The organism is Duganella alba (genome assembly GCF_009674495.1).
In the GTDB taxonomy this organism is placed as follows: domain Bacteria; phylum Pseudomonadota; class Gammaproteobacteria; order Burkholderiales; family Burkholderiaceae_D; genus Rugamonas; species Rugamonas alba.
On the sequence record NZ_WKJN01000010.1, the window covers coordinates 113889 to 135156 of the forward strand.

21 protein-coding genes are annotated in these 21268 nt (G+C 63.9%); 6 read left to right on the forward strand and 15 right to left on the reverse strand.

Annotated elements, in window-relative coordinates:
- Nucleotides 1-14: 14 nt before the first annotated feature.
- The 7 genes from dnaK to GJ695_RS12495 form a co-directional block, all read right to left on the reverse strand.
- Complete coding sequence (gene dnaK, locus GJ695_RS12465; protein ID WP_154365142.1) at nt 15-1961, reverse strand: molecular chaperone DnaK; 1947 nt, start codon at nt 1959-1961, stop codon at nt 15-17.
- A gap of 76 nt (nt 1962-2037) precedes the next feature.
- Complete coding sequence (gene grpE, locus GJ695_RS12470; RefSeq protein ID WP_154359369.1) at nt 2038-2589, reverse strand: nucleotide exchange factor GrpE; 552 nt, start codon at nt 2587-2589, stop codon at nt 2038-2040.
- Between the two features lie 211 nt (nt 2590-2800).
- Nucleotides 2801-3910, reverse strand: a complete 1110-nt coding sequence (gene hemH / locus GJ695_RS12475) for a ferrochelatase (RefSeq protein ID WP_154365144.1) — start codon at nt 3908-3910, stop codon at nt 2801-2803.
- A 44-nt stretch (nt 3911-3954) separates the two neighbouring features.
- Complete coding sequence (locus GJ695_RS12480; protein ID WP_154365146.1) at nt 3955-4191, reverse strand: hypothetical protein; 237 nt, start codon at nt 4189-4191, stop codon at nt 3955-3957.
- A 67-nt stretch (nt 4192-4258) separates the two neighbouring features.
- A complete protein-coding gene (gene recN, locus GJ695_RS12485; RefSeq protein WP_154365148.1) occupies nt 4259-5911 on the reverse strand; it encodes a DNA repair protein RecN in 1653 nt (550 codons plus the stop codon).
- Nucleotides 5912-5928: 17 nt separating this feature from the next.
- Nucleotides 5929-6837 carry an NAD kinase gene (locus GJ695_RS12490; protein ID WP_154365150.1) on the reverse strand — a complete coding sequence of 303 codons (909 nt, stop codon included), beginning with the start codon at nt 6835-6837 and terminating at the stop codon, nt 5929-5931.
- Between the two features lie 129 nt (nt 6838-6966).
- On the reverse strand, nt 6967-8007 hold the full coding sequence (locus GJ695_RS12495) for a DUF3667 domain-containing protein (protein ID WP_154365152.1): 1041 nt from the start codon (nt 8005-8007) through the stop codon (nt 6967-6969).
- 132 nt (nt 8008-8139) lie between these two features.
- Here GJ695_RS12495 and GJ695_RS12500 point away from each other — a divergent pair, with 132 nt between their 5' ends.
- Genes GJ695_RS12500 through gloA form a run of 3 tightly spaced genes read left to right on the forward strand, consistent with a single transcriptional unit; the run spans nt 8140 to nt 10167 of the window.
- Nucleotides 8140-8376 (forward strand): hypothetical protein, encoded by a 237-nt coding sequence (locus tag GJ695_RS12500; RefSeq protein WP_154365153.1) that lies wholly within the window; start codon nt 8140-8142, stop codon nt 8374-8376.
- Between the two features lie 19 nt (nt 8377-8395).
- Nucleotides 8396-9721, forward strand: a complete 1326-nt coding sequence (locus tag GJ695_RS12505; RefSeq protein ID WP_154365155.1) for a PQQ-dependent sugar dehydrogenase — start codon at nt 8396-8398, stop codon at nt 9719-9721.
- Nucleotides 9722-9759: 38 nt separating this feature from the next.
- Complete coding sequence (gene gloA / locus GJ695_RS12510; RefSeq protein WP_154359362.1) at nt 9760-10167, forward strand: lactoylglutathione lyase; 408 nt, start codon at nt 9760-9762, stop codon at nt 10165-10167.
- Here gloA and GJ695_RS12515 read toward each other — a convergent pair.
- From GJ695_RS12515 to GJ695_RS12545, 7 genes are all read right to left on the reverse strand, one after another.
- Nucleotides 10164-11060 (reverse strand): SDR family oxidoreductase, encoded by an 897-nt coding sequence (locus GJ695_RS12515; RefSeq protein ID WP_154365157.1) that lies wholly within the window; start codon nt 11058-11060, stop codon nt 10164-10166. The genes gloA and GJ695_RS12515 overlap by 4 nt on opposite strands.
- Nucleotides 11061-11071: 11 nt before the next feature.
- Nucleotides 11072-11806, reverse strand: coding sequence for an SDR family oxidoreductase (locus tag GJ695_RS12520; protein WP_154365159.1), 735 nt, complete (start codon nt 11804-11806; stop codon nt 11072-11074).
- 144 nt (nt 11807-11950) lie between these two features.
- Nucleotides 11951-13294 carry a TolC family outer membrane protein gene (locus tag GJ695_RS12525; RefSeq protein WP_154365161.1) on the reverse strand — a complete coding sequence of 448 codons (1344 nt, stop codon included), beginning with the start codon at nt 13292-13294 and terminating at the stop codon, nt 11951-11953.
- A gap of 87 nt (nt 13295-13381) precedes the next feature.
- On the reverse strand, nt 13382-13705 hold the full coding sequence (locus GJ695_RS12530) for a rhodanese-like domain-containing protein (protein WP_154365163.1): 324 nt from the start codon (nt 13703-13705) through the stop codon (nt 13382-13384).
- A 9-nt stretch (nt 13706-13714) separates the two neighbouring features.
- Complete coding sequence (locus tag GJ695_RS12535; RefSeq protein ID WP_154365165.1) at nt 13715-14368, reverse strand: protein-L-isoaspartate O-methyltransferase family protein; 654 nt, start codon at nt 14366-14368, stop codon at nt 13715-13717.
- A gap of 168 nt (nt 14369-14536) precedes the next feature.
- Entirely contained in the window at nt 14537-15181 is a 645-nt protein-coding gene (locus GJ695_RS12540; protein WP_154365167.1) for a TetR/AcrR family transcriptional regulator, read from the reverse strand.
- A gap of 95 nt (nt 15182-15276) precedes the next feature.
- Complete coding sequence (locus tag GJ695_RS12545; protein ID WP_154365169.1) at nt 15277-16152, reverse strand: hypothetical protein; 876 nt, start codon at nt 16150-16152, stop codon at nt 15277-15279.
- Nucleotides 16153-16247: 95 nt separating this feature from the next.
- Here GJ695_RS12545 and GJ695_RS12550 point away from each other — a divergent pair, with 95 nt between their 5' ends.
- Entirely contained in the window at nt 16248-17144 is an 897-nt protein-coding gene (locus GJ695_RS12550; RefSeq protein ID WP_154365170.1) for a LysR family transcriptional regulator, read from the forward strand.
- 23 nt (nt 17145-17167) lie between these two features.
- On the opposite strand, the gene GJ695_RS12555 is transcribed toward GJ695_RS12550, so the two are convergent.
- Nucleotides 17168-18292 (reverse strand): serine hydrolase domain-containing protein, encoded by a 1125-nt coding sequence (locus GJ695_RS12555; protein ID WP_208023388.1) that lies wholly within the window; start codon nt 18290-18292, stop codon nt 17168-17170.
- Nucleotides 18293-18345: 53 nt separating this feature from the next.
- On the opposite strand from GJ695_RS12555, the gene GJ695_RS12560 reads away from it, so the two are divergent.
- Together GJ695_RS12560 and GJ695_RS12565 are read left to right on the forward strand one after the other, a co-directional pair.
- Nucleotides 18346-19182: a hypothetical protein gene (locus tag GJ695_RS12560; protein WP_154365173.1), complete on the forward strand. Its 837-nt coding sequence runs from the start codon at nt 18346-18348 to the stop codon at nt 19180-19182.
- Nucleotides 19183-19288: 106 nt separating this feature from the next.
- Nucleotides 19289-21268, forward strand: a complete 1980-nt coding sequence (locus GJ695_RS12565) for a glycoside hydrolase family 97 protein (RefSeq protein WP_154365175.1) — start codon at nt 19289-19291, stop codon at nt 21266-21268.

Here is a 21268-nt window from a genome sequence, read left to right on the forward strand (position 1 = left end):
CGGGAATGACGTGATTACTTGCTGTCTTTGACTTCTTTGAAGTCGGCGTCCACCACGTCGTCCTGTGGCTTGGCCTGCTCGGCGCCTGCGCCTGCGCCTGGTGCCGCACCTTCCGCACCGCCGGCTGCCTGCTGCGCCTGCATGTCGGCGTACATCTTCTCGCCCAGCTTCTGCGAAGCGGTCGACAGCGAAGCCACCTTGGCGTCGATCTCGGCCTTGTCGCCCGATTTGATCGAGGCTTCCAGGTCGGTGATCGCAGCTTCGATCTTCTCTTTCTCGCCGGCTTCCAGCTTGTCGCCGTATTCGGTCAGCGACTTGCGGGTCGAGTGGACCAGCGCGTCGGCCTGATTGCGCGACTCGGCCAGTTCCTTCACTTTCTTGTCTTCCTCAGCGTTGACTTCAGCGTCTTTCACCATTTTCTGGATTTCCGCTTCGGTCAGACCGGAGTTGGCCTTGATCGTGATCTTGTTCTCTTTGCCGGTGGCCTTGTCTTTGGCGCCGACGTGCAGAATGCCGTTGGCGTCGATGTCGAAGGTCACTTCGATCTGTGGCGTGCCGCGTGCTGCCGGCGGGATGCCTTCCAGATTGAACTCGCCCAGGCCCTTGTTGCCGGCCGCAATTTCGCGCTCACCTTGATACACCTTGATGGTCACCGCAGGCTGGTTGTCGTCGGCGGTCGAGAACACTTGCGAGAACTTGGTCGGAATCGTGGTGTTCTTGTGGATCATCTTGGTCATCACGCCGCCCAGGGTTTCGATACCCAGCGACAGAGGCGTCACGTCCAGCAGCAGCAAGTCCTTGCGTTCGCCCGACAGCACCGAACCCTGGATCGCCGCGCCCACCGCAACCGCTTCGTCCGGATTCACGTCTTTGCGTGGATCTTTGCCGAAGAACTCTTTAACTTTCTCTTGCACCTTCGGCATACGGGTCATGCCGCCGACCAGGATGATGTCATCGATGTCCGACACTTTGACGCCAGCGTCCTTGATCGCGGTTTTGCATGGCTCGATGGTGGCGATGATCAGCTCTTCCACCAGCGATTCCAGCTTGGCGCGGGTCATTTTCAGCGTCAGGTGGACCGGCGCGCCATTCGCCATGGCGATGTACGGCTCGTTGATTTCGGTCTGCTGCGACGACGACAGTTCGATCTTCGCGCGCTCGGCCGAAGCCTTGATGCGCTGCAGGGCGATCGGATCTTTTTTCAGGTCCAGGCCGTTGATCTTCTTGAACTCTTCGATGATGTAATCGATGATGCGCTGGTCGAAGTCTTCGCCGCCCAGGAAGGTGTCGCCGTTGGTCGACAGCACTTCGAACTGCTTCTCGCCATCCACGTCGGCGATTTCAATGATCGATACGTCGAAAGTACCGCCGCCCAAGTCGTACACGGCGATCTTGCGGTCGCCCTTTTCGGTCTTGTCCAGGCCGAAAGCCAGCGCGGCCGCGGTAGGTTCGTTGATGATGCGCTTGACGTCCAGACCAGCGATACGGCCGGCGTCCTTGGTGGCCTGACGCTGCGAGTCGTTGAAGTACGCCGGTACGGTGATGACGGCCTCGGTGACTTCTTCACCCAGGTAGTCTTCCGCGGTTTTCTTCATCTTGCGCAACACTTCCGCCGAGATTTGTGGCGGGGCCAGTTTCTTGTCGCGCACGCCGATCCATGCATCGCCGTTGTCGGCTTTGGTGATCGAGTAAGGCATCAGGCCGATGTCCTTCTGCACTTCCTTCTCGTCGAATTTACGACCGATCAGGCGCTTGACGGCGAACAGCGTGTTTTTCGGGTTGGTCACAGCCTGGCGTTTGGCCGGTGCGCCGACCAGGATTTCACCATCTTCTTGGTAAGCAATGATCGATGGCGTCGTACGTGCGCCTTCGGCGTTTTCGATTACCTTTGGCTGACCATTTTCCATGACGGAAACGCAGGAATTCGTGGTTCCCAGATCGATACCGATAATTCTACCCATGATTTTCTTCCTTATTTGCTAGAGTTCAGATGGTACTAATATGTGGAAAAGCTCTGTCTTTTCAAGAGCTTGATATTTATTTCGCTTGCGCTGCGGTGACGATGGCCGGACGCAACAGGCGATCCGCGATCATGTAACCTTTTTGCAGTACGGAAACGACCGTGTTGGCTTCCTGGTCGGCAGGCACCACGGCAACGGCCTGGTGCTTGTTCGGGTCCAGTTTCTCGCCCTGCGCCGGTTCGATGGCGATCAGGCGGTTGCGCTCGAAGGCTGCGGACAGTTGCTTGAGCGTCATTTCAACGCCTTCCTTCAGCGATTCCAGCGTTGGCGCTTCGACTTTCAGCGCCATTTCAAGGCTGTCTTTCACGGGCACCAGCGCCTCGGCAAAGCTTTCTACCGCGAACTTGTGGGCCTTGGAGACATCTTCCTGGGCGCGGCGACGGATGTTTTCACCGTCGGCCTTGGCGCGCATGAACGCGTCATGCATCTCGGCCAGCTTGGCTTCGGTGTCGGCCAGCTGCTGTTCCAGCGAGGACAGACCAGCTTCCGGGGTCGATGGTTGGGCCGACGCAGCGGCTGCTGCCGCCTCTGGATTAGGTGGTACGGCTTGGTTTTCCTGATCTTGCATCTAGAGACTCCTACAATCGTATTTGTTTGACATTACCGTTGTTACCGCTGTGGCAGCAAATGGGGCGATAACCTACGTTTTCAAGGGTTATTTCACCTGCCATTTCAACAACGGAATCCTGCATCAGGCGGCTATTTTAACAGGCTGGCACTCGTCACCCGCAAGTGCTGATTGTCGGGTGACGGTGTGGTGAGGCGGGTAATGTTGCTTTTCAGTCGGCGGCGCCGCGTTCCAGTGCGGTGGCGCGGGCGGCCTCCGCTTCTTTTTTCAGCAGCTCGCGTTCGGCCGGCGCCATCTGCGTCGGCCAGCCGATGATGTGCTGCTCGGCGATTTCGGCCAGCGCGGCGATCCAGGCCGGCGATTCGTTCAGGCAGGGGATGTAGTGAAACTCTTTGCCGCCATTGGATTCAAAGTCGTGCCGCACCTCCATCGAGATTTCTTCCAGCGTCTCCAGGCAGTCGCTGATGAAACCCGGGCAGATCACGTCCAGCCGCTTGACGCCGTCGCGCGCCAGCTGGGCCACGGTGGGCGCCGTGTACGGCTGCAGCCACTCGGCCTTGCCGAAGCGCGACTGGAAGGTGACGATATACTGCTCCGGCGTCAGCTTCAGCGCGGCGGCCAGCAGGCGCGCGGTTTTCAGGCATTCGCAATGATAGGGATCGCCCAGCATCAGCGTGCGCTTCGGCACGCCGTGGAAGCTCATCACCAGCTTTTCCGGCCGGCCGTGCTGTTCCCAGTGCGCCAGCACCGACTGCTTGAGCGCGCGGATATAGCCGTCGTGGTCGTGGTAGTTGCGGATGAAGCGCATCTCCGGGATGTTGCGCACGCTGCCGTAGTGCTGGAACACGGCGTCGTAGATCGAGCCGGTGGTGGTGCCGGAGTATTGCGGGTAGGCGGGCAGCACCAGGACGCGCTCGGCGCCGTCGGCTTTCAGCTTGGTCAGCACTTCCGGCAGCGACGGCGAGCCGTAGCGCATGGCCATGGCGACGGTCAGGTCTTCGTGACCACGCTCGCCGAGGGCGGCACGCAGGCCGAGCGCCTGGGCGGCGGTGTGGGTGCGCAGCGGCGAGCCTTCGCGGGTCCAGATGGTGGCGTACTTCTTGGCCGACTGGCCGGAGCGGAACGGCAGGATGATCAGGTTGAGGATGAACCACCAGACGGCCTTGGGAATCTCGACCACGCGCGGGTCGGACAGGAATTCCTTCAGGTAGCGGCGGACGGCGGAACGGGTCGGCTCATCGGGCGTGCCCAGGTTCACCAGGACGATGGCGCTGCGGCCGAGGGTGCCGTGCTTGTGCGGCGGTTCTTTTAGAAAGGTCATGAAGGCGGATGAGGTCGATTGTCGTCAACCGCTATCTTACTATCTTAATGCATAAATCGAATCGCAGCGACAGCGACACTGCCCATGACCGTGGTCATTCCGAATGAGGCGAAAATAAACCACTTCACCATTCTGACTTCCAGAGCGCCAATATCCGCTCGCAAATTGGCGACATCCTCTTTGGTCGCGGTGTATTTCAACTGCTCCTCGATGCGCGTCAATCGCGTCTTCACGTCATCAGCAAAGACTTCCAGCCGCTCAATGCGTTGCTCCGTATCCACGATCGCCTCCCTTGTAAAGGGCAATGATCAATCTTAGTCTCTTTTGCGCGTGCGGGCCTGAGCTATATCAAGAGGCCAGCAGCTCGCGGGCGTGCTTGCGGGTGGTGGCGGTGATTTCCAGCCCGCCCAGCATGCGGGCGATTTCTTCCACGCGCGATTTCGAATCCAGCACGTCGATGCGCGAAGCGGTCTTGCCGTTGTCCAGCGTGCCCTTGGCCACCTGGAAGTGCTGGCCGGCCTGGCTGGCCACCTGCGGCAAGTGCGTCACGCACAACACCTGGCGCCCCTGACCCAGGCGCCGCAGCAAGCGTCCCACCACTTCCGCCACGCCACCACCGATGCCGCTATCCACCTCATCGAAGATCAAGGTCGGCACCGTGGTCGCGTTGGAGGTGATCACCGAAATCGCCAGCGAAATGCGCGCCAGCTCGCCGCCCGACGCCACCTTGGCCAGCGGCCGCGCCGCCACGCCGGCGTGACCGGCCACCAGGAACTCCACCTGCTCCAGGCCATACGCCGCCGGCTCGCCCGCATTCAGCGCCACCTCGAAACGGCCGCCGGTCATGTTCAATTCCTGCATCGCCCTGGTGACGGCCTCGCCCAGTTGCGAAGCCGCCTTGACGCGCGTGGCCGACAGGCGCTGCGCCTCGGCCATGTAGGCCGCCTTCAGCTTTTCCTCCTGCTTGCGCAAGCCTTCCATGTCGCTGGCCACGGCGATCTGCGACAGGCGCTCGGCCAGCCGCGTATGCTCTTCCGGCAGCTGCTCTTCCGGCACGCGGAACTTGCGCGCCGCCGAGTGGATCGCGTCCATGCGCGCCTCCACCGTGCGCAAACGCGACGGATCGAGATCCACGCGGTCCAGGTAATCGTTCAGCGCATACACGGCTTCCTGCAACTGGATGCGCGCCGGCTCGATCAGGTCGACGATCGCCTGCAAGCCGGTGTCGATGTCCGCCAGCTTGCCCAGCTTCTGGTTCAGCGACGACAGCTGCGACAGGATGGGATGATCCTCGGCTTCCGAAATCACCGCCAGCGCCTCCTGCGCGCCTTCCAGCAGGCTGGCCGCGTGCGACAAACGGCTTTGCTCATTGCTGACCTCCGCCCACTCGCCCGGCTTGACCGCCAGCTTTTCCAGCTCGTTGACCTGCCACTCCAGCCGCTCGCGCTCATACAGCACATTGGCCGCGTTGCTCTCGAATTCCTCCAGCTGCCTGGACAGCGCGCGCCACGCCTTGTAGGCCGCCGCCACCGAACGCGCCTGCGCCTCGGCGCCGGCCTGGCCGTCCAGCAGCACGCGCTGGGCCTCGGTCTTCATCAGCGACTGGTGCGCGTGCTGGCCATGGATGTCGACCAGCAGGTCGCCCAGCTCGCGCAACTGCGCCGCCGTCGCCGCCACGCCATTGATGTAGGCCTTGCTGCGGCCGGCGTTGTCGATCACGCGGCGCAGCAGCGCGCCGCCCTCCTCCACCGCGAATTCATGCGCCACCAGCCAGCCGCGCGCCTGCTCGCTGACCGCGAAGTCGGCCGTGATGTCGGCCTTGGCCGCGCCTTCGCGCACCACGCTGGCGTCGCCGCGGCCGCCCAGCGCCAGCGTCAGCGCATCGATCAGGATCGATTTGCCGGCCCCGGTCTCGCCGGTGAACACGGTAAAGCCGGCGGAGAATTCCAGTTCGATCGTATCGACGATGACGAAATCACGGATGGACAGGGTACGCAGCATGGAGACCTGTAGAGTGGTTAATTGAGTTTGCCCTCACCGGACGGATACTCGTTCCAGTGCAGCTTTTCGCGCAGGGTGTTGTAGTAGCTCCAGCCTTCCGGATGCAGGAAGGTAATCGCATGCGGCGAGCGCTGGATCACGATCCGGTCCTGCGACTGCAGGCTGGCGAAGGTTTGCATGTCGAAGTTGACGCTGATGTCGCGCCCGCGCACGATTTCAATAATGATCTCGCTCGATTCGGGCAGCACGATCGGCCGGTTCGACAGCGCGTGCGGCGCGATCGGCACCAGCACGATGCCACCCAGCGACGGGTGCAGCAGCGGTCCGCCGGCCGACAGCGCGTAGGCGGTGGAGCCGGTCGGCGTCGAGATGATCAGGCCATCGGAGCGCTGGTTGTACATGAAGTGGCCATCCACCTCGACCCGCAGCTCGGCCATGCCGGCGCCGGTGCCGCGCATCACCACCACATCGTTGACGGCCATGCCGACATGGATCGATTCGCCGGCGCGCATCACGTGGCCTTCCAGCAGCGTGCGGCGCTCGGCCTTGTAGCTGCCGCTCAGGATGCGTGCCAGCACGTCCAGCATGCCGTCGAGGGGAATATCGGTCATGAAGCCCAGGCGGCCCTGGTTGATGCCGATCAGCGGCACATCGAACGGCGCCAGCTGGCGCGCGATGCCCAGCATGGTGCCGTCGCCGCCCATGACGATGGCGGCGTCGCAGTCGGCGCCGATGCCGGCGGCGTCCATCACGCGGATGTTGTCGAACTGGAGGCCGAGGTGGGCGGCGGTCTGCTCTTCAAACACCACCTCGTGGCCGCCCTGTTGCAGGAAGTCGACCACGCTGCCCACCGATTCGGCGATGCCGTCGGTATTCTGGCGCACGACCAGTGCGATGGTGTGAAAAACAGCGTGCGTGGCGGTCATAAAAGTCTCGGCTTTAGGCTAGGGGCGGGAACACGCAGCAGGGTAACCCATATCGCCGGCTTCTGCTATCGGCCTCTAGCGTCGCCACTGTACATTTAAACAGTATTTAATGCAAGCGCACACCATGGTTCAGTGCCCCACCGTCATGATGCCCATGCCGCCGGCGATCATGAGCGCGAACAGCAGCGCCATCAGGTAGAACAGCATCAGCACCATCCAGCGGGCGAAGGTGCCGGCGCGACCGCTGTGGTATACGCGCCGCATCGCCCACGGCAGGTAGCCGATCAGCCAGCACCACAGGACAAACCGGGCCAGGCTGATATGCACCAGCAGCATCACCGAGAAGATGAAGAAGGCGAAGGCGTTGGTGTGCAGCGCGAACAGCACATGCTCGCCGAAGCGCCGGCCCGAACCCAGGTACAGCACCTTGAGGATCATCGCGAACACCGGCATCAGGCAGAAAATCGCATACGGCGCGTAGTGATACAGCCCGTTCTGCACGGCCTTCCACTGCTGGTCGCCCGGCAGCTCGCTGAACGCATGCCACTGGTGGCGCAGCGTCGGCCAGTCGCTCAGCTTGTCGTCGAAGAATTCATCGCGGTCGTTGGGCTTGTCGCCATGGTCGTCCTGGATCACTTTCGGCGTCTCGGACTGGGCCTTGTTCTTGCTCGGACCGACTTCCTTGACCATGTCGGCGATCGCCGCCTCGGCCGCCAGCTTGCTGCGCGCGCCTTCCGCATCCAGCGGCGGCGCCATTCTGGTCTGCTGCTCGGCGGCGGTCTCGGCCATCTTGCGCACCGGCGCCACCACCTGGGCCACCTGCGTGTCGTCCTCGTCGTTGCCGCCGACATGGACGTCGGCGCCGCCGGTGAATTTCAGCAGCGCGAAGAACAGCACGCTGAACGACAGGTACAGCCGCAGCGGCTGCACGAAGCGCACGCGGCGGCCACGGATATATTCATTGGTCAGCAGGCCGGGACGGAACAGCAGCCGCACCAGCGAACCCCACAGCTTGCCCTCGAGCGCCACGTAATGGCCGATGAACTCGTGCAGGAACTCGCGCGTGCTGGCATGGTGCAGGATCGCCTCCTGGCCGCAGTTGGCGCAGTAGTGGCCGCCCAGCGGCGCTTCACAGTTGGCGCAGTTTTCAGGCGTGGCGGCAGTGCTCATGCAAGATTCCCGATCATGAAAGATGGTCTAAATGATAAACGACTTCCGCCCACTGTTGTCGAAATTCAATGTGGCGACTGACGGAAAACCAACTTGTTAAGATGGCCTCAACCTAACGCCACGGAGACCGCCATGAAAGACCAGCACGTCAACACCGACGCCAAGGTGAAGAACGACGGCGTCAAGCGCATGCCGCACGAGCGCGACGAAGCGCCCGAGGCCGACACCAAGCCGCGCAGCATCATCCAGCAGGCCGCCAAGGACGTCGACAGCGGCATGGTCGACACCGACCGCCACAACCAGCCCGGCGTGCAGAAGCCGCGCGCCGGCGCCGAAGCCCAACCACAGGCGCACACCAAGCGCGACTGATCACCAGGAGTTGCCATTCATGCGTCAGCACACCGCCCTCGCCCTTCTTGTCGCCGCCGCCTTCGCGCCGCACTTTGCCGCCGCCCAATCCTACCCGGTCGGCTTCGGCCCCAATCCGCAACTGCCGGAGCCGCAGCGCTCGCTGGTGCCCACGGTAAACATCGCGCCGGCCGAACCGTGGGCGGCGCAGCAGAAGCCGGTGCCGGCGGCCGGCTTCGGCGTGACCGCCTATGCCAGCGGCCTCGACCATCCACGCTGGGTCTACACGCTGCCCAACGGCGACGTGCTGGTGGCCGAAACCAACGCCCCGCCCAAGCCGGACGACAGCAAGGGCGTCAAGGGCATGGTGATGAAGCAGGTGCAGAAGAAAGCCGGCGCGGTGTCCGAATCGGCCAACCGCATCACGCTGCTGCGCGGGCTGGACGCCAACGGCGTGGCGCAGAGCCGCAACGTCTTCATCAAGGGCCTGAACTCGCCGTTCGGTATGGTCCTGGTGGGCAAGGATCTGTACGTGGCCGATACCGACGCCGTGCTGCGCTTCCCCTACCAGGACGGCGCCACCAGCATCGCCACCGCCGGCGTCAAGGTGATGGACCTGCCGGCCGGCACCCGCAACCACCACTGGACCAAGAACATCATCGCCAGCCCGGATGGCAAGTTCCTGTACGTGACGGTCGGCTCCAACAGCAATGTGGCGGAAAACGGCATGGAGGAAGAAACCGGCCGCGCCGCCATCTGGCAGCTGGAAATCGCCACCAGCAAATCGAAGCTGTACGCCACCGGCCTGCGCAACGCCAACGGCATGGGCTGGGAACCGCAGACCAAGACGCTGTGGACCACCGTCAACGAGCGTGACGAGCTGGGCAACGATCTGGTGCCGGACTACATGACCTCGGTGAAGGAAGGCGCCTTCTACGGCTGGCCGTACAGCTACTATGGCCAGCACGTCGACAAGCGCGTGTCGCCGCCCAATCCGGCGCTGGTGGCCAAGGCCATCGCACCCGACTATGCGCTGGGCGCACACACCGCCTCGCTCGGGCTGACCTTCTATGAAGGCGCGCTGTTCCCGCAGTCCTACCAGGGCGGCGTGTTCATCGGCCAGCACGGCTCGTGGAACCGCAAGCCGCACAGCGGCTACAAGGTGGTGTTCATCCCGTTCGCCAACGGCAAGCCGGCCGGTCCGCCGCAGGACTTCCTGGCCGGCTTCCTCGACAGCGACGGCAAGGCGCGCGGCCGGCCGGTCGGCGTGGCGGTGGACAAGCAGGGCGCGCTGCTGGTGGCGGACGACGTCGGCAACATCATCTGGCGCGTGGCCCCGACTTCGGCGAAAACCGCCAGCCGCTGATAAAATCCTTGTTTGGCTTTCATCTACAAGGATTTACCATGCGCATTTTGCACACCATGCTGCGGGTCGGCGACCTGCAGCGTTCCATCGATTTCTACACCAAGGTTCTGGGCATGAAGCTGCTGCGCACCAGCGACAACCCGGAGTACCAGTACTCGCTGGCCTTCCTCGGCTACGGCTCGAATCCTGACCACGCCGAGCTGGAGCTGACCTACAACTACGGCACCACCAGCTACGACATGGGCACCGCCTACGGCCACATCGCCATTTCGGCGGAAGACATCTACAGCGCCGCCGCTGCCGTGAAAGCCAACGGCGGCACGGTGACCCGCGAGCCGGGCCCGGTCAAGGGCGGCACCACGGTGATCGCCTTCGTGACCGACCCGGACGGCTACAAGATCGAACTGATCGAACGCAGCTTCGACGGCCAGGGCGGCGGCCTTTAAACCAGGCTGGGCTTGAGCAGGTCGGCGATGCCGATGCGTTCGGCAAACTCCTCGCGCACCCGCTCGGCCACTGCGGTCACCGCCGTGGCGCCGTCATCGACAAAGTCGGTGATCGAGCGGAACGGCCGCGTGCCGTGCGGCAGGCCGACGATGTAGGCGATGTCGGCCGCCACCGCCGCCGGATCGGCATCCGGCGGCATCAGTTCGGTCAGTCGCGCGCCGACCTGATCCATCAACCCCTCGTAGCGGGCGTCATAGGCGGCGCTGGTCGCGGCGTCGGCCGGGTGGCCGGCGTTGGCGAAGTGGTCGGTGCCTGCCGTGAACGCGCCCGGCACCACGATCGAGGTTTCGATATTGAAGCGCGCCAGCTCGTAGGCCATCGTCACCGCGATCGAATCCATGGCCGCCTTGGCCGCCGCATACGGGCCGAGGAACGGCGGGAAGCCGCCGCGCGTGGTGCTGCTGCTGACCCACAGCACCAGCCCCTGCTGCTGCCGGCGCATCACCGGCAGCACCGCCTTGTTGACCCGTTGCGTGCCGAGGAAATTGGTGTCGAACACCTTGCTGATTTCCTCCGGCGTGAAGGCCTCGGTCGGACCGATCACCAGGTGGCCGGCGTTATGCACCACCACATCCAGCCGGCCGCGTTCGGCCACGATGGTTTCCACCGCCGCGTTGGCGGATTCCTGCGACAGCACATCCAGCTCCACCGCCCGCACGTCGGCGCCGTTGGCAAAGGCCCAGTCGCGCAGCTCGCGCACCCTGGCGGCGTTGCGGCCGCCGATGTCACGCATCGAGGCGTACACCGTGTGGCCGGCCAGCGCCAGCGCCTTGACCGACAGGTGGCCGATACCGGTGCCGGCGCCGGTGACCAGAACAATCGATTTGCTCATGACCGTTCTCCTCAGACCATGCCGCCGTTGGCGCGCAGCGTCTGGCCGTTGATCCAGCCGCCGTCCGGGCCGGCCAGGAAGGACACGGCGTTGGCGATGTCTTCCGGCGTGCCCAGGCGCTCCAGCGGCGGCATCTTGGCCAGGCGCTCGATCAGCTCCGGCGTTTTGCCATCGAGGAACAGCGCGGTGGCGGTCGGGCCCGGCGCGACGGCGTTGACCGTGATGTTCTTGCCGCGCAGCTCCCTGGCCAGGATCATGGTCATGCCTTCCACGCCGGCCTTGGTGGCGACATAGGCCGCGTAGCCCGGCATCAGCGTGCCGACCAGGCTGGACGAGAAGTTGATGATGCGGCCGCCGTGCTCCAGCCGCGTCGACGCCTCGCGCATGGTGTTGAAGCTGCCCTTGAGGTTGACCGCGACCAGGCGGTCGAAGGTGTCGTCGTCGGTGGCCGACAGCTGCGGCAGGTTGGACGGCATGATGCCGGCGTTATTCACCAGCACGTCCACGCGGCCCAGCTGGGCGATGGTCTGGTCGAACAGGCCGCGCACGGCGGTGGAGTCGGCCACGTCGGCCTGCAGCGCGATGGCGGCGCCACCGGCGGCGGTGATGGCGCCGACCACCTTGTCGGCTTCAACGACATTGCCGGCGTAGTTGACGACGACCGCGAAGCCATCCCGGGCCAGGCGTTGCGCGATGGCGGCGCCGATGCCGCGGGATGCACCAGTAATGATGGCGACTTGTTTCATGGTCTTGCTCCTTCGGTATGTGATGGGGATGACCGTAGTATCCGCCCACATACGAATGGAATAAATCCTTGAAACTTGCTATGACTATGCAGTTTTCACTAATAATCAGGGCAAAAAAAACGCCGGCATCCGCCGGCGTTTGCATTAGTGTGCCAACAGCGCGTTGACCGGCGCCAGATCCTCTTCCTTGAGCGTGCCGGCCGCCGATTTCAGGCGCAGGCCGTTCATGATGGTGTCGTAACGCGCTTTCGACAGGTCCTTCTGGGTCGAGTACAGCAGCTTCTGGGCATTCAGCACGTCGATATTGATACGCACGCCGACCTGGTAGCCCAGCTTGTTGGAATCGAGCGACGATTTGCTCGACACTTCGGCCGCTTCCAGCGCCTTGACCTGGGCCAGGCCGCTGGTCATGCCGAGGAAGGCCTGGCGCGCGGTCTGCGAGGCGTTGCGCTTGGTGGCCTCCAGATCGTTGCGGGCCTTGTCTTCCAGCGCGATCGATTCGCGCACCTGGCTGGTGACGGCGAAACCGCTGAAGATCGGCACCGTCCAGGTGACGCCGATCGCCTTGTTGTTGTTGGCGCCGTAAGCGGTCTGGTTGGTGTGCTGGGCCGCCGCCGTCAGGTTCAGGGTCGGCATGTGGTTGCCGCGGTTGCGGGCGATTTCACGCTTGGCGATTTCCAGCTGCAGCTGCGCCGAGATCACGGCAAAGTTCTGGTCTTCCGCCGAGCCGACCCACGGATCGACCACGGCCGGCGACGGCGGATCGATGGTCACGCCGGTGCGCAGCGGCGCCAGCTCGCCGGGCGCCTTGCCGACGATGACTTGCAGCGCGGTGCGCTTGTTGTCCAGATCGTTGATGGCGGCAAACTCCTGCGCCACCACCAGATCGTAGGCGGCCTGCGCCTCGTGGGTATCGGTGATGGTCTGGGTGCCCACTTCAAAGTTGCGCTTGGCGGAAGCCAGCTGCTCGGTGGTCGCCACTTTCTGCGCCTGGGTCGAGGTCAGGTTGTCCTGCGCCGTCAGCACGTCGAAATAGGCTTGCGCCACGCGGGTGATCAGGTCCTGGCGGGCCTGGGCGAAGGTGGCTTCGGCCACGGCCTGGGCCAGCTTGCTCTGCTGGTAGCTCTGCCACAGGCTCCAGTTGAACAGCGGCTGGCTCAGCGAGACGGTGTAGGTGTTGGTGTGGTTGTCCACGTCCGAGCGCTTCGGCAGCACCAGTTGGCCGTTGACCACGTCCAGCACGCCTTCGTTGAAGGGGATGAACTCACCGTTGTTGCGCAGATTCGTCCCGCTGGCGCTGATGTTCGGCAGCAGACCCGCGCGGCCCTGGGTGATGCGTTCCTGACCGGCGGCCAGCGACGAGCGGGCGCTGGCGTAAGTCGCGTCATTGGCCAGTGCTTGCTGGTACACCTGGATCAGGTCGGCCGCCTGTGCGTTGAGCGTCAGGAAGGCGCTGGCGATCAGCACGGCGATAAGGGGTCTCTGCATTGCAATCTCCGTTGGAGTCATCAAAAAAGTTAAACAAATCAAAAACACTGCTACCTCGGCCCCGCGCCGCCGACAGCGCGGGCCCGCTTAATACTTGGCCATCGTGCTATCGACTTGCAGCGCCCAGGCGTGGATGCCGCCGGTCAGGTTGACCATCTTGCCGAAGCCGTTGCGCTCCAGGAAGGCGGCCACCTGCATACTGCGCGCACCGTGGTGACAGATGCAGACGATTTCCGCGTCCTCATCCAGGTCGTCGATGCGCGCCGGTATGGTATTCATGGGAATCTGCACCGAGCCGTCGATGCGGCAGGTTTCAAACTCCCAGTTCTCGCGCACGTCCAGCAAAACCGGGCTGGGCCGTGCTTCGTCCGCCAGCCAGTCGGCCAGCGCCTGCGCGGTGATCTGCTGCATGGCGCCGCCTTAGAACTGGAACTTCGACGGCTCGACTGCCGATGCCAGCGCCTTGACGTTGGTTTCGAACAGCGTGCGGGTGTCGTAGCCGGCTTCGCCGGTACGGGTGATCAGCTGCGCTTTCATCGCCGGCGCCTGGCCGATGATGACCGCCAGACGGCCGCCCACTTTCAGTTGTTGCAACAGTTCCTCCGGCAGCACCGGCAGCGAACCGCCCACCACGATCACGTCGAACGGCGCGCCGCTGGTCCAGCCCTGGGCGCCATTGCCCAGTTCGGCGGTGACGTTGGTGACGCCGTTGTCGGCCAGGTTCTTGTCGGCCAGGGCCTTCAGTTCCGGCGACACTTCCACCGTCGTCACGTGACGCGCCTTGTGCGCCAGCAGCGCGGTCAGGTAGCCGGCGCCGGTGCCGATTTCCAGCACCGATTCATGCTTCTTCAGGCCCAGGTCCTGCAGCAGACGGGCTTCGATCTTCGGCGCCAGCATCGCCTCGCCGCCCGGCAGCGGGATTTCGATGTCGGCAAACGCCAGCGCTTTGTGCGCGGCTGGCACGAAATTCTCGCGTTTGACTACGTGCAGCAGCTCCAGGACTTCGGGGTCCAGAACGTCCCAAGGACGGATTTGCTGTTCGATCATGTTGAAGCGGGCTTGTTCGATATTCATCTTATGACTCATGTCGGGATTAAATAATCCGTCATTTTATCGTTGAACTGGCATCGAGGCACATATTAACGATTAGACGGCCGAATCGCGGGAAATTGCGACAGGATGCAATTTCCGGGGGGTGAACCTACCAAAATGGCAAGCTGGATGGAAAAATGGCGCTGCGCTTCACGGCGTATCGGCCTTCAGGCCGCGCAAGGTGGTGGCGATAAACACGTCCATGAACTCCTGCGGCGGGATCTGCGGCATGTCGCAGGTGGGCATGAACGAGTGGGTCCACATCATCAGCATGATCACCGGGGCGATCAGCACCTGGGTCATGACGACCGGATCGACCGGGCGGAATTCGCCGCGTTCGATGCCGCGCGTCAGCACGCGGGTAAACAGGCTGCTGCCGCGCGCCACCACTTCATCGTTGTAAAACTGCGCAAGTTCGGGGAAGTTGTTGCCTTCCGCGAGCATCAGCTTGGTGATGCCGCCCAGCGGCGTGGCGCAGATCTCCTCCCACCACTTCATCAGCAGCGCGCCGAGCAGCTCGCCGCTGGGGCCGTCGAAGGTGGCGGCGTCCTGTTCGGCCTCGCCGATGGTGGCGACGATGTTGTCGCGCACCACGGCCTTGAACAGTTCTTCCTTATTGGCGAAATACAGGTATAGGGTGCCCTTGGAGACGCCGGCGCGCCTGGCCACGTCCTCCAGGCGGGTGGCGGCATAGCCGCGTTCGACGAACTGCTCCAGCGCCGCCGCCAGCAACTCCTGCGGCCGCGCATCCTTGCGCCGCTCCCAGCGTGGCTTGGTATCTTGAGGGGCTTGCATCGGTATGTTGAGCGTAACTTACTTGTAAGTCATTAATATAAGCGCAAGGTGACTAGCAGTCAAGCAAGCTGCGGTATCTGCCCCAGATTAACAGCTCAATGCGGAGGCGAAGCGCGTTTCCATACGCCTTCAAACAGGGCCGGCACCCAGCCGTCGGCAGGACAGCGGCTCCACGTTTGCGCCAAAAATACCATCGCCTCATCGTTTGCCGCCTGCCGGGCCTTTTCCAGTTCCAGTACCAGCAGCGTTCGGCGCGAGAAGGGACAGCCGCTGATGCTGCCCTCGCTGGCCGCCTGGCGCAGCACGGCGGCCGGCGCAAACAGGCAACGGCGGGCCGCTGTCGCCGCATCGGTCGCCGGTTCAGACTGATAGATGGCGCGCATCTGCTGCATGCCCTTGACGATGTTGTGGATCGCGACGCCGGTGGCATGCATGGCCGACGTGTCGTTATTGGCCAGATGGGCCAGCAAGGTCTTGGCGCGCCGCACCCGGCCGCTGAGCATCCAGCGCAGCTTGGTCAGCGTGTTGCCGGGAGCCAGCGCCATGGCCATGGTCATGGCCGCGGCCCAGCTTTCAGGGCTGGCGACGTATCCCGGCACAACCGCGTCGCCAATCACCTGCTGCAGCAATTGGCCGACATGGACACCCTCGTTCTTGCCACGCAACCAGTTCGCCAACGGTTCCAGGCGCTCGGGCCCGCCACGCAATTGCGGCGCCTGGGCATTCAATCGTTGCCACAGTTGATCCTGTGCCGTGGCACGGCTGTCGGCCGCGCGCGCCCGCATGGTTGGAAAGCGCTGGCCACGCCAGGACAAGGTGCGGAGTATGCCGCCCAGCATCAGGCGATTCAGCAGCGGGCCGCCAGGCTGGAATTGGCGATCGACCATGTCGCTCGAAGTCAGTTGGAGGATGTCGTGAGGGTTGTCCAGCTTGATCACGTCGATCAGCCCGGGGACGCGTATCTGTTTCATGATTTTGAAGGAGGGAAGTTTCGAATGCTGTTAGGTTATCATTCGCTATCCATACATCCAACACGAGTCACCGGCAATTTTCAGACGAGAATCATATGGAATTCCGACAGCTGCGCTACTTTCTGGCGGTGGCCGATTATCTGCAATTCACCGAGGCCGCCGCACACCTGGGCATGGCACAACCGCCGTTGAGCCAGCAGATACTCAAACTGGAGCGCGAGGTCGGCACGCGCCTGTTCATCCGCCATCCGCGCCGCGTTGAGCTGACGGCGGCCGGCCTGTTGTTCCGCGAGCGCGCCCGCCGCATCCTCGGCGAGGCGGAACTGGCACTGAACGAAGTCAAGCAAGCCGCGCGCGGCGTGGTCGGACGCCTGGCGCTGGGTTTTGCCGCCTCCACCGTATTCCATCCACGGGTGCCTGAATTATTGCAATGCTATCGGGCCCGTTATCCGGATGTCGTCATGCGCTGCGAGGAAAGCAACAGCGTCGCGTTGATGGACAAGCTGCTGGATGGGCAGATCGATGCGGCCATCGTGCGCCTGCCTTTGGCCTGCCATGATCTGCATATGACGCAACTGGCCAAGGAAGAGATATTGGGCGTCTTGCCGGCATCGCATCCACTGCATCGGCGGCGGAAAATCGCCCTCTCGGCCCTGGCCGCCGACAACTTCGTGCTGCCGCCGAGGTCGCTGGGGCCGGAGTTGTACGATACGATTCTTGAGGCATGCAGGGAAGCGGGCTTTACACCAACCCTGGGTTTGGAGTCGCCCCAGCTCTCATCGACCACCAATCTGGTGGCGGCGGGCTTCGGCGTCTCGCTCATCCCGGAATCATTGCGGCAAGTTCAGGGCAAAGGGGTTTCCTATCATGCCTTGGAGGGCACGCCGTTGGAAACCAGCATCGCCCTGCTGACCCGGCCTCGGGAGCAGACCGCCACCATCAACAATCTCATGCAGCTGACGCGTGAACTGAACCGCAGCCAGCAGGCCTGACGGTTCCCTGCCTATCCGCTTGCTCAGGCGCCTGGCGCTTTCCGGTAACGCATCGGATTCAGGCCGGCATAGGCCGCCTCCATCAGCGAACCGGCCAGCAGGCCGAGTTTCTGATGGTCGTAGCTGCTGTTGTTGAACACCACCACCATGACGTCCTCCGCCAGCACGCGCCGCGCCACCAGCCGGAAGCCGCCGTTGGAGCCGTCTTCCCAGGCCGCCTCGCGCACCTGGCCGGCGATGCTGGCGCGCTGCGTGCGCCCGCCCAGCGCGTAGTGCTGGTCCGGCCGGATCACGCGCAGCAGCGTGGCGCGCGACTCGGGCGTCAGGATGGCGCCGCCCAGCACGCCCTGCATCAGGAACAGCATGTCCGGCGCGCTGCTGTAAAAGCCGCCGGCCATCGCCATGTAGTCCGGCACCGGACTGACGTTGCGCATCCACGACGGCGTCTGCGCCGACGGCGTGTAGCCCAGCGCCATGCCGGGCACCTTGTCCGATTCGCCGCTGAAGATGCCGCTGTTGCGCAGCTGGAGCGGCTCCACCAGCCACGCCGTCACGCACTCGCGGTACGACTGGCCGCTGACCTGTTCGACGATGGCCTTGACGATCAGCCAGTTGGAATGCGAATAGTCCCAGTCGCTGCCGGGCTCGAAGCGCAGCACGCCGCTGGCGTAGCGGCGCACCGCCTCCATCTGCTCCAGCGGCGCGGCGCGCATTTCCGGATGGTTCTTGCGCGCCTCCAATATCTCGTTCGGCACGCCGCTCGAATGGCTCATCAGATGGCGCAGCGTCAGGCGCGCGCCGGTGTCGGCGCGGTAGTCCGGCAGGTAGCGCGTGATCGGCTGGTCCAGCGCCAGCTTGCCCAGGTCGACCAGCTTCATCACCACCATGGCGGCGATCCACTTCGACACCGAGCCGGTTTCGAAGCGCGTATTCACGCCCATCGGCGTATTGGTCTGCGGATTGGCCAGGCCGATCGCATTGGTGTACCACACTTCCGGGCCCAGCCCCACCGCCACGGTGCCGACGAAATCCGGATGACCGGCCAGCGCCGCGTCGTAGCGCGATCCCACATCGGCGGCAAAAGCGGCAGGGATCACACGGCTCAGGGCAGCCGCTCCGGCCAGCGCAATGCATTGACGGCGATTCAAAATCATACTCCTCAGCATGGTAAAGTAATATCCTCTCACAAATCGAGGCTTCCATGAGCGACGATAATGGCTATGACGCCCTGAATGGATACAGTCCCAACTACACTTTCACGGAACGCTTCAGCGCGGGCGTCCTGTCGACCGACACCCAGTACACCACGCAGGTCAAGGTAGACGACTACCTCAGCAGCCAGCGGGCGGACGAATATCGCCGGCAGAATCTAAACTATTCCGGCCCGCCCAGCGCGGCCTCGCTGGCCCTGGATGCGGCGCTCAGGCGCTTCTTCAAATTCATCGGCCTGGCGCTGTTGTGCGGCATGGCGCTTGGCCTGCTGGCCTGCGGCGGCGTGCTGGCCGTGAACGCCAACCGCATCGCCGCCGAGCGCGATCCGCTCCATGGCGGCGTCGGCCGCGCGCTGCTGGAATGGAAGCTTGCGGATTACCGCCTGCCGCCCGGCGAGCCGGACTTCGGGCTACAGCAGATGGGACATGCCATCCACGGCGGACTGCCCGCCATCACCGGCAAGCGCATCCTCAAACTCAACAAGGCGGAAGTGGTGGCCGGCGCCGAACTGGCCTACCGCTGCGTCCTGAGCGACCGTTGCTGGGCGGAGGTGCAAGCGAGTCCCGCGCTTGACGGCATGCTCCTGCTGGCGGAGCACGCCGTCCGCAAGCTTGAAAACAGCGCCGACGCGGGACCGGTGCATGCGGCGCTGATCGATCTGCGCATTTATCGCGGCAGCAGGCCGGCCGGCGACATCGTCAACCAGATCGCCGCACTGCATCGACGCCATCCGGACAATGCCGGCCTGGCCGCCATGGCCGCGCAGGTTCAGGACTCATGGCTGCTGACGCTCACCGCATGGGCGGAAAAACAGGCGGAGCACTGATGCAACGCGGCGCGGATGAATAAACAGTCGAGCGCTTGGTGAATTTCGCAATTGCGGTACGGGCCTGCTGATTGCAGAATGGGGAAAACGACAGGAGACAATCCCCATGGCAGACCATATCCGCGCCGCCAGCCTGCTGGCCCTCGCCTTCGCCGCGCCCGCGTGGGCCGACATCGTGACCGTCAAGTCGCCCGACGGCCGCAACGCGATCAGCGTCGACAGCGACAAGTTCAGCTACTCCGTCAGCCGCGACGGCAAGCGCATCATCGAGCCATCGCCGCTGGGCCTTAACCTGGACATCGGCGCCCTCGCCGCCGGCGCCAGGCTGCGCGGCCACGCCGAGACCAGCGTCCAGGACACCTACGAGATCGTGCTGGGCAAGGCGCGCAGCGCGCCGGATCATTACAACCAGTCCGACATCGCCTTCGCCGCCAACGGCAAGGCGCCGCAGTTCCAGCTGCTGGTGCGCGCCTACGACAACGGCGTGGCCTTCCGCTACGCGGTGCCGGAGCAGGCCGGCCTGTCGGCGTTCAAGGTGATGAACGAAGCCACGCAGTTCAACTTCGCCAAAGACTACGACTGCTGGGGCGCCAACATGGGCCGCTTCGACACCAGCTTCGAGGCCGAATACGACCTGACCAGGGCGTCGAAGATCCGCAACTTCCACAACTTCATCGCGCCGCTGGTGTGCAAGACCGGCGCCGGCGCCACCACCTTCGCCATCGCCGAATCGGACGTCAAGGACTATCCCGGCTTCTACCTCTCCGGCCGCGGCGACGCCGGCCTGGGCGTGATGGTCACGCTGCCGCCGCGCTTCGACAACAGCCGCGACTACCGCTTCCGCAAAACCGTCTCCGCCAGCGTGCAGTTAAAAGGACAGGGCTTCCAGACGCCATGGCGCGTGCTGATGCTGGGCGACGCGCCGGGCGACCTGGCGGCATCGTCGCTGATCCCGACGCTGGCCGCGCCGTCGCAGATCCAGGACACCAGCTGGATCAAGCCCGCCAAGACCTCCTGGGACTGGTGGAACGACTGGGCCGTGAACGTGCCCAACGCCGGCATCAACACCGCCACCTACAAAGCCTTCGTCGATTTTTCCAAGGAGATGAAGCTGGACGACATCCTGATCGACGAAGGCTGGTCGGTGGGCAGCGACGTCGAGCCGAATCCACAGGCCGACGTCACCAAGGCCAAGCCGGCGATGGACATGCCGGACCTGCTCCGTTACGCCAGGTCGCAAGGCGTGGGCGTGTGGCTGTGGGTGCAGTGGCAGCAGCTGGACAGCCAGATGGACGCCGCCTTCGCGCAGTATGAAGACTGGGGCATCAAGGGCGTCAAGGTCGACTTCATGAACCGCAACGACCAGGAGATGGTGGACTGGTATCACAAGGTGTTGAGCAAGGCCGCCGCGCACCATCTGATGGTGGACCTGCACGGCGCCTATCCGCCGAATGGACTGAACCGCACCTGGCCCAACTACGTCACGCAGGAGGGCGTGCTGGGCGCGGAAAACAACAAGTGGAGCGCGCGCATCACCGCCACCCACAACGTCACGCTGCCGTTCACGCGCATGATCCTGGGACCGATGGACTACACGCCGGGGGGCTTCCACAACGCCACGCCTTCCACCTTCGTGCAGCGCAACCACGAGCCGATGGTGATGACCACGCGCGGCCAGGCCGTCGCCATGTATGTGGTCTACGACAGCCCGTTCCAGATGGTGTCCGACAGCCCCGCCGCCTACAAGAACGCCGATGGCAAATGGGCCGACGGCGCGGAATTCATCCAGGCCGTGCCGACGTCATGGGACGAAACGCGCATCGTCGCGGGCGACATCGGCGAGTACATCGTCTCCGCCCGCCGCAAGGGCGACGTCTGGTACATCGGCGCCATGACCAACGAATCGGGACGCACGCTGAAGGTGCCGCTGTCCTTCCTCGGCAAGGGCGCTTATCACGCACACCTGCTGCAGGACGGCGACGACGCCAGCCACCTGTCGGCCAGCGACAGCAAGGTGACGGCCACGCAGATCATCACGCTGAAGCTGGCGCCATCCGGCGGCGCGGTGGCAATCATCAAGCCGTAA

Bases quoted from the DNA above. Each gene is read 5' to 3' on its own strand.
- GJ695_RS12530 (WP_154365163.1), bottom strand. From the start codon at position 13,705: ATGCAGCAGATCACCGCGCAGGCGCTGGCCGACTGGCTGGCGGACGAA.
- dnaK (WP_154365142.1), bottom strand. From the start codon at position 1,961: ATGGGTAGAATTATCGGTATCGATCTGGGAACCACGAATTCCTGCGTT.
- GJ695_RS12505 (WP_154365155.1), top strand. From the start codon at position 8,396: ATGCGTCAGCACACCGCCCTCGCCCTTCTTGTCGCCGCCGCCTTCGCG.
- GJ695_RS12545 (WP_154365169.1), bottom strand. From the start codon at position 16,152: ATGAAACAGATACGCGTCCCCGGGCTGATCGACGTGATCAAGCTGGAC.
- GJ695_RS12535 (WP_154365165.1), bottom strand. From the start codon at position 14,368: ATGAATATCGAACAAGCCCGCTTCAACATGATCGAACAGCAAATCCGT.
- grpE (WP_154359369.1), bottom strand. From the start codon at position 2,589: ATGCAAGATCAGGAAAACCAAGCCGTACCACCTAATCCAGAGGCGGCA.
- GJ695_RS12495 (WP_154365152.1), bottom strand. From the start codon at position 8,007: ATGAGCACTGCCGCCACGCCTGAAAACTGCGCCAACTGTGAAGCGCCG.
- GJ695_RS12490 (WP_154365150.1), bottom strand. From the start codon at position 6,837: ATGACCGCCACGCACGCTGTTTTTCACACCATCGCACTGGTCGTGCGC.
- gloA (WP_154359362.1), top strand. From the start codon at position 9,760: ATGCGCATTTTGCACACCATGCTGCGGGTCGGCGACCTGCAGCGTTCC.
- hemH (WP_154365144.1), bottom strand. From the start codon at position 3,910: ATGACCTTTCTAAAAGAACCGCCGCACAAGCACGGCACCCTCGGCCGC.
- GJ695_RS12540 (WP_154365167.1), bottom strand. From the start codon at position 15,181: ATGCAAGCCCCTCAAGATACCAAGCCACGCTGGGAGCGGCGCAAGGAT.
- GJ695_RS12520 (WP_154365159.1), bottom strand. From the start codon at position 11,806: ATGAAACAAGTCGCCATCATTACTGGTGCATCCCGCGGCATCGGCGCC.
- GJ695_RS12500 (WP_154365153.1), top strand. From the start codon at position 8,140: ATGAAAGACCAGCACGTCAACACCGACGCCAAGGTGAAGAACGACGGC.
- GJ695_RS12525 (WP_154365161.1), bottom strand. From the start codon at position 13,294: ATGCAGAGACCCCTTATCGCCGTGCTGATCGCCAGCGCCTTCCTGACG.
- recN (WP_154365148.1), bottom strand. From the start codon at position 5,911: ATGCTGCGTACCCTGTCCATCCGTGATTTCGTCATCGTCGATACGATC.
- GJ695_RS12515 (WP_154365157.1), bottom strand. From the start codon at position 11,060: ATGAGCAAATCGATTGTTCTGGTCACCGGCGCCGGCACCGGTATCGGC.
- GJ695_RS12565 (WP_154365175.1), top strand. From the start codon at position 19,289: ATGGCAGACCATATCCGCGCCGCCAGCCTGCTGGCCCTCGCCTTCGCC.
- GJ695_RS12550 (WP_154365170.1), top strand. From the start codon at position 16,248: ATGGAATTCCGACAGCTGCGCTACTTTCTGGCGGTGGCCGATTATCTG.
- GJ695_RS12560 (WP_154365173.1), top strand. From the start codon at position 18,346: ATGAGCGACGATAATGGCTATGACGCCCTGAATGGATACAGTCCCAAC.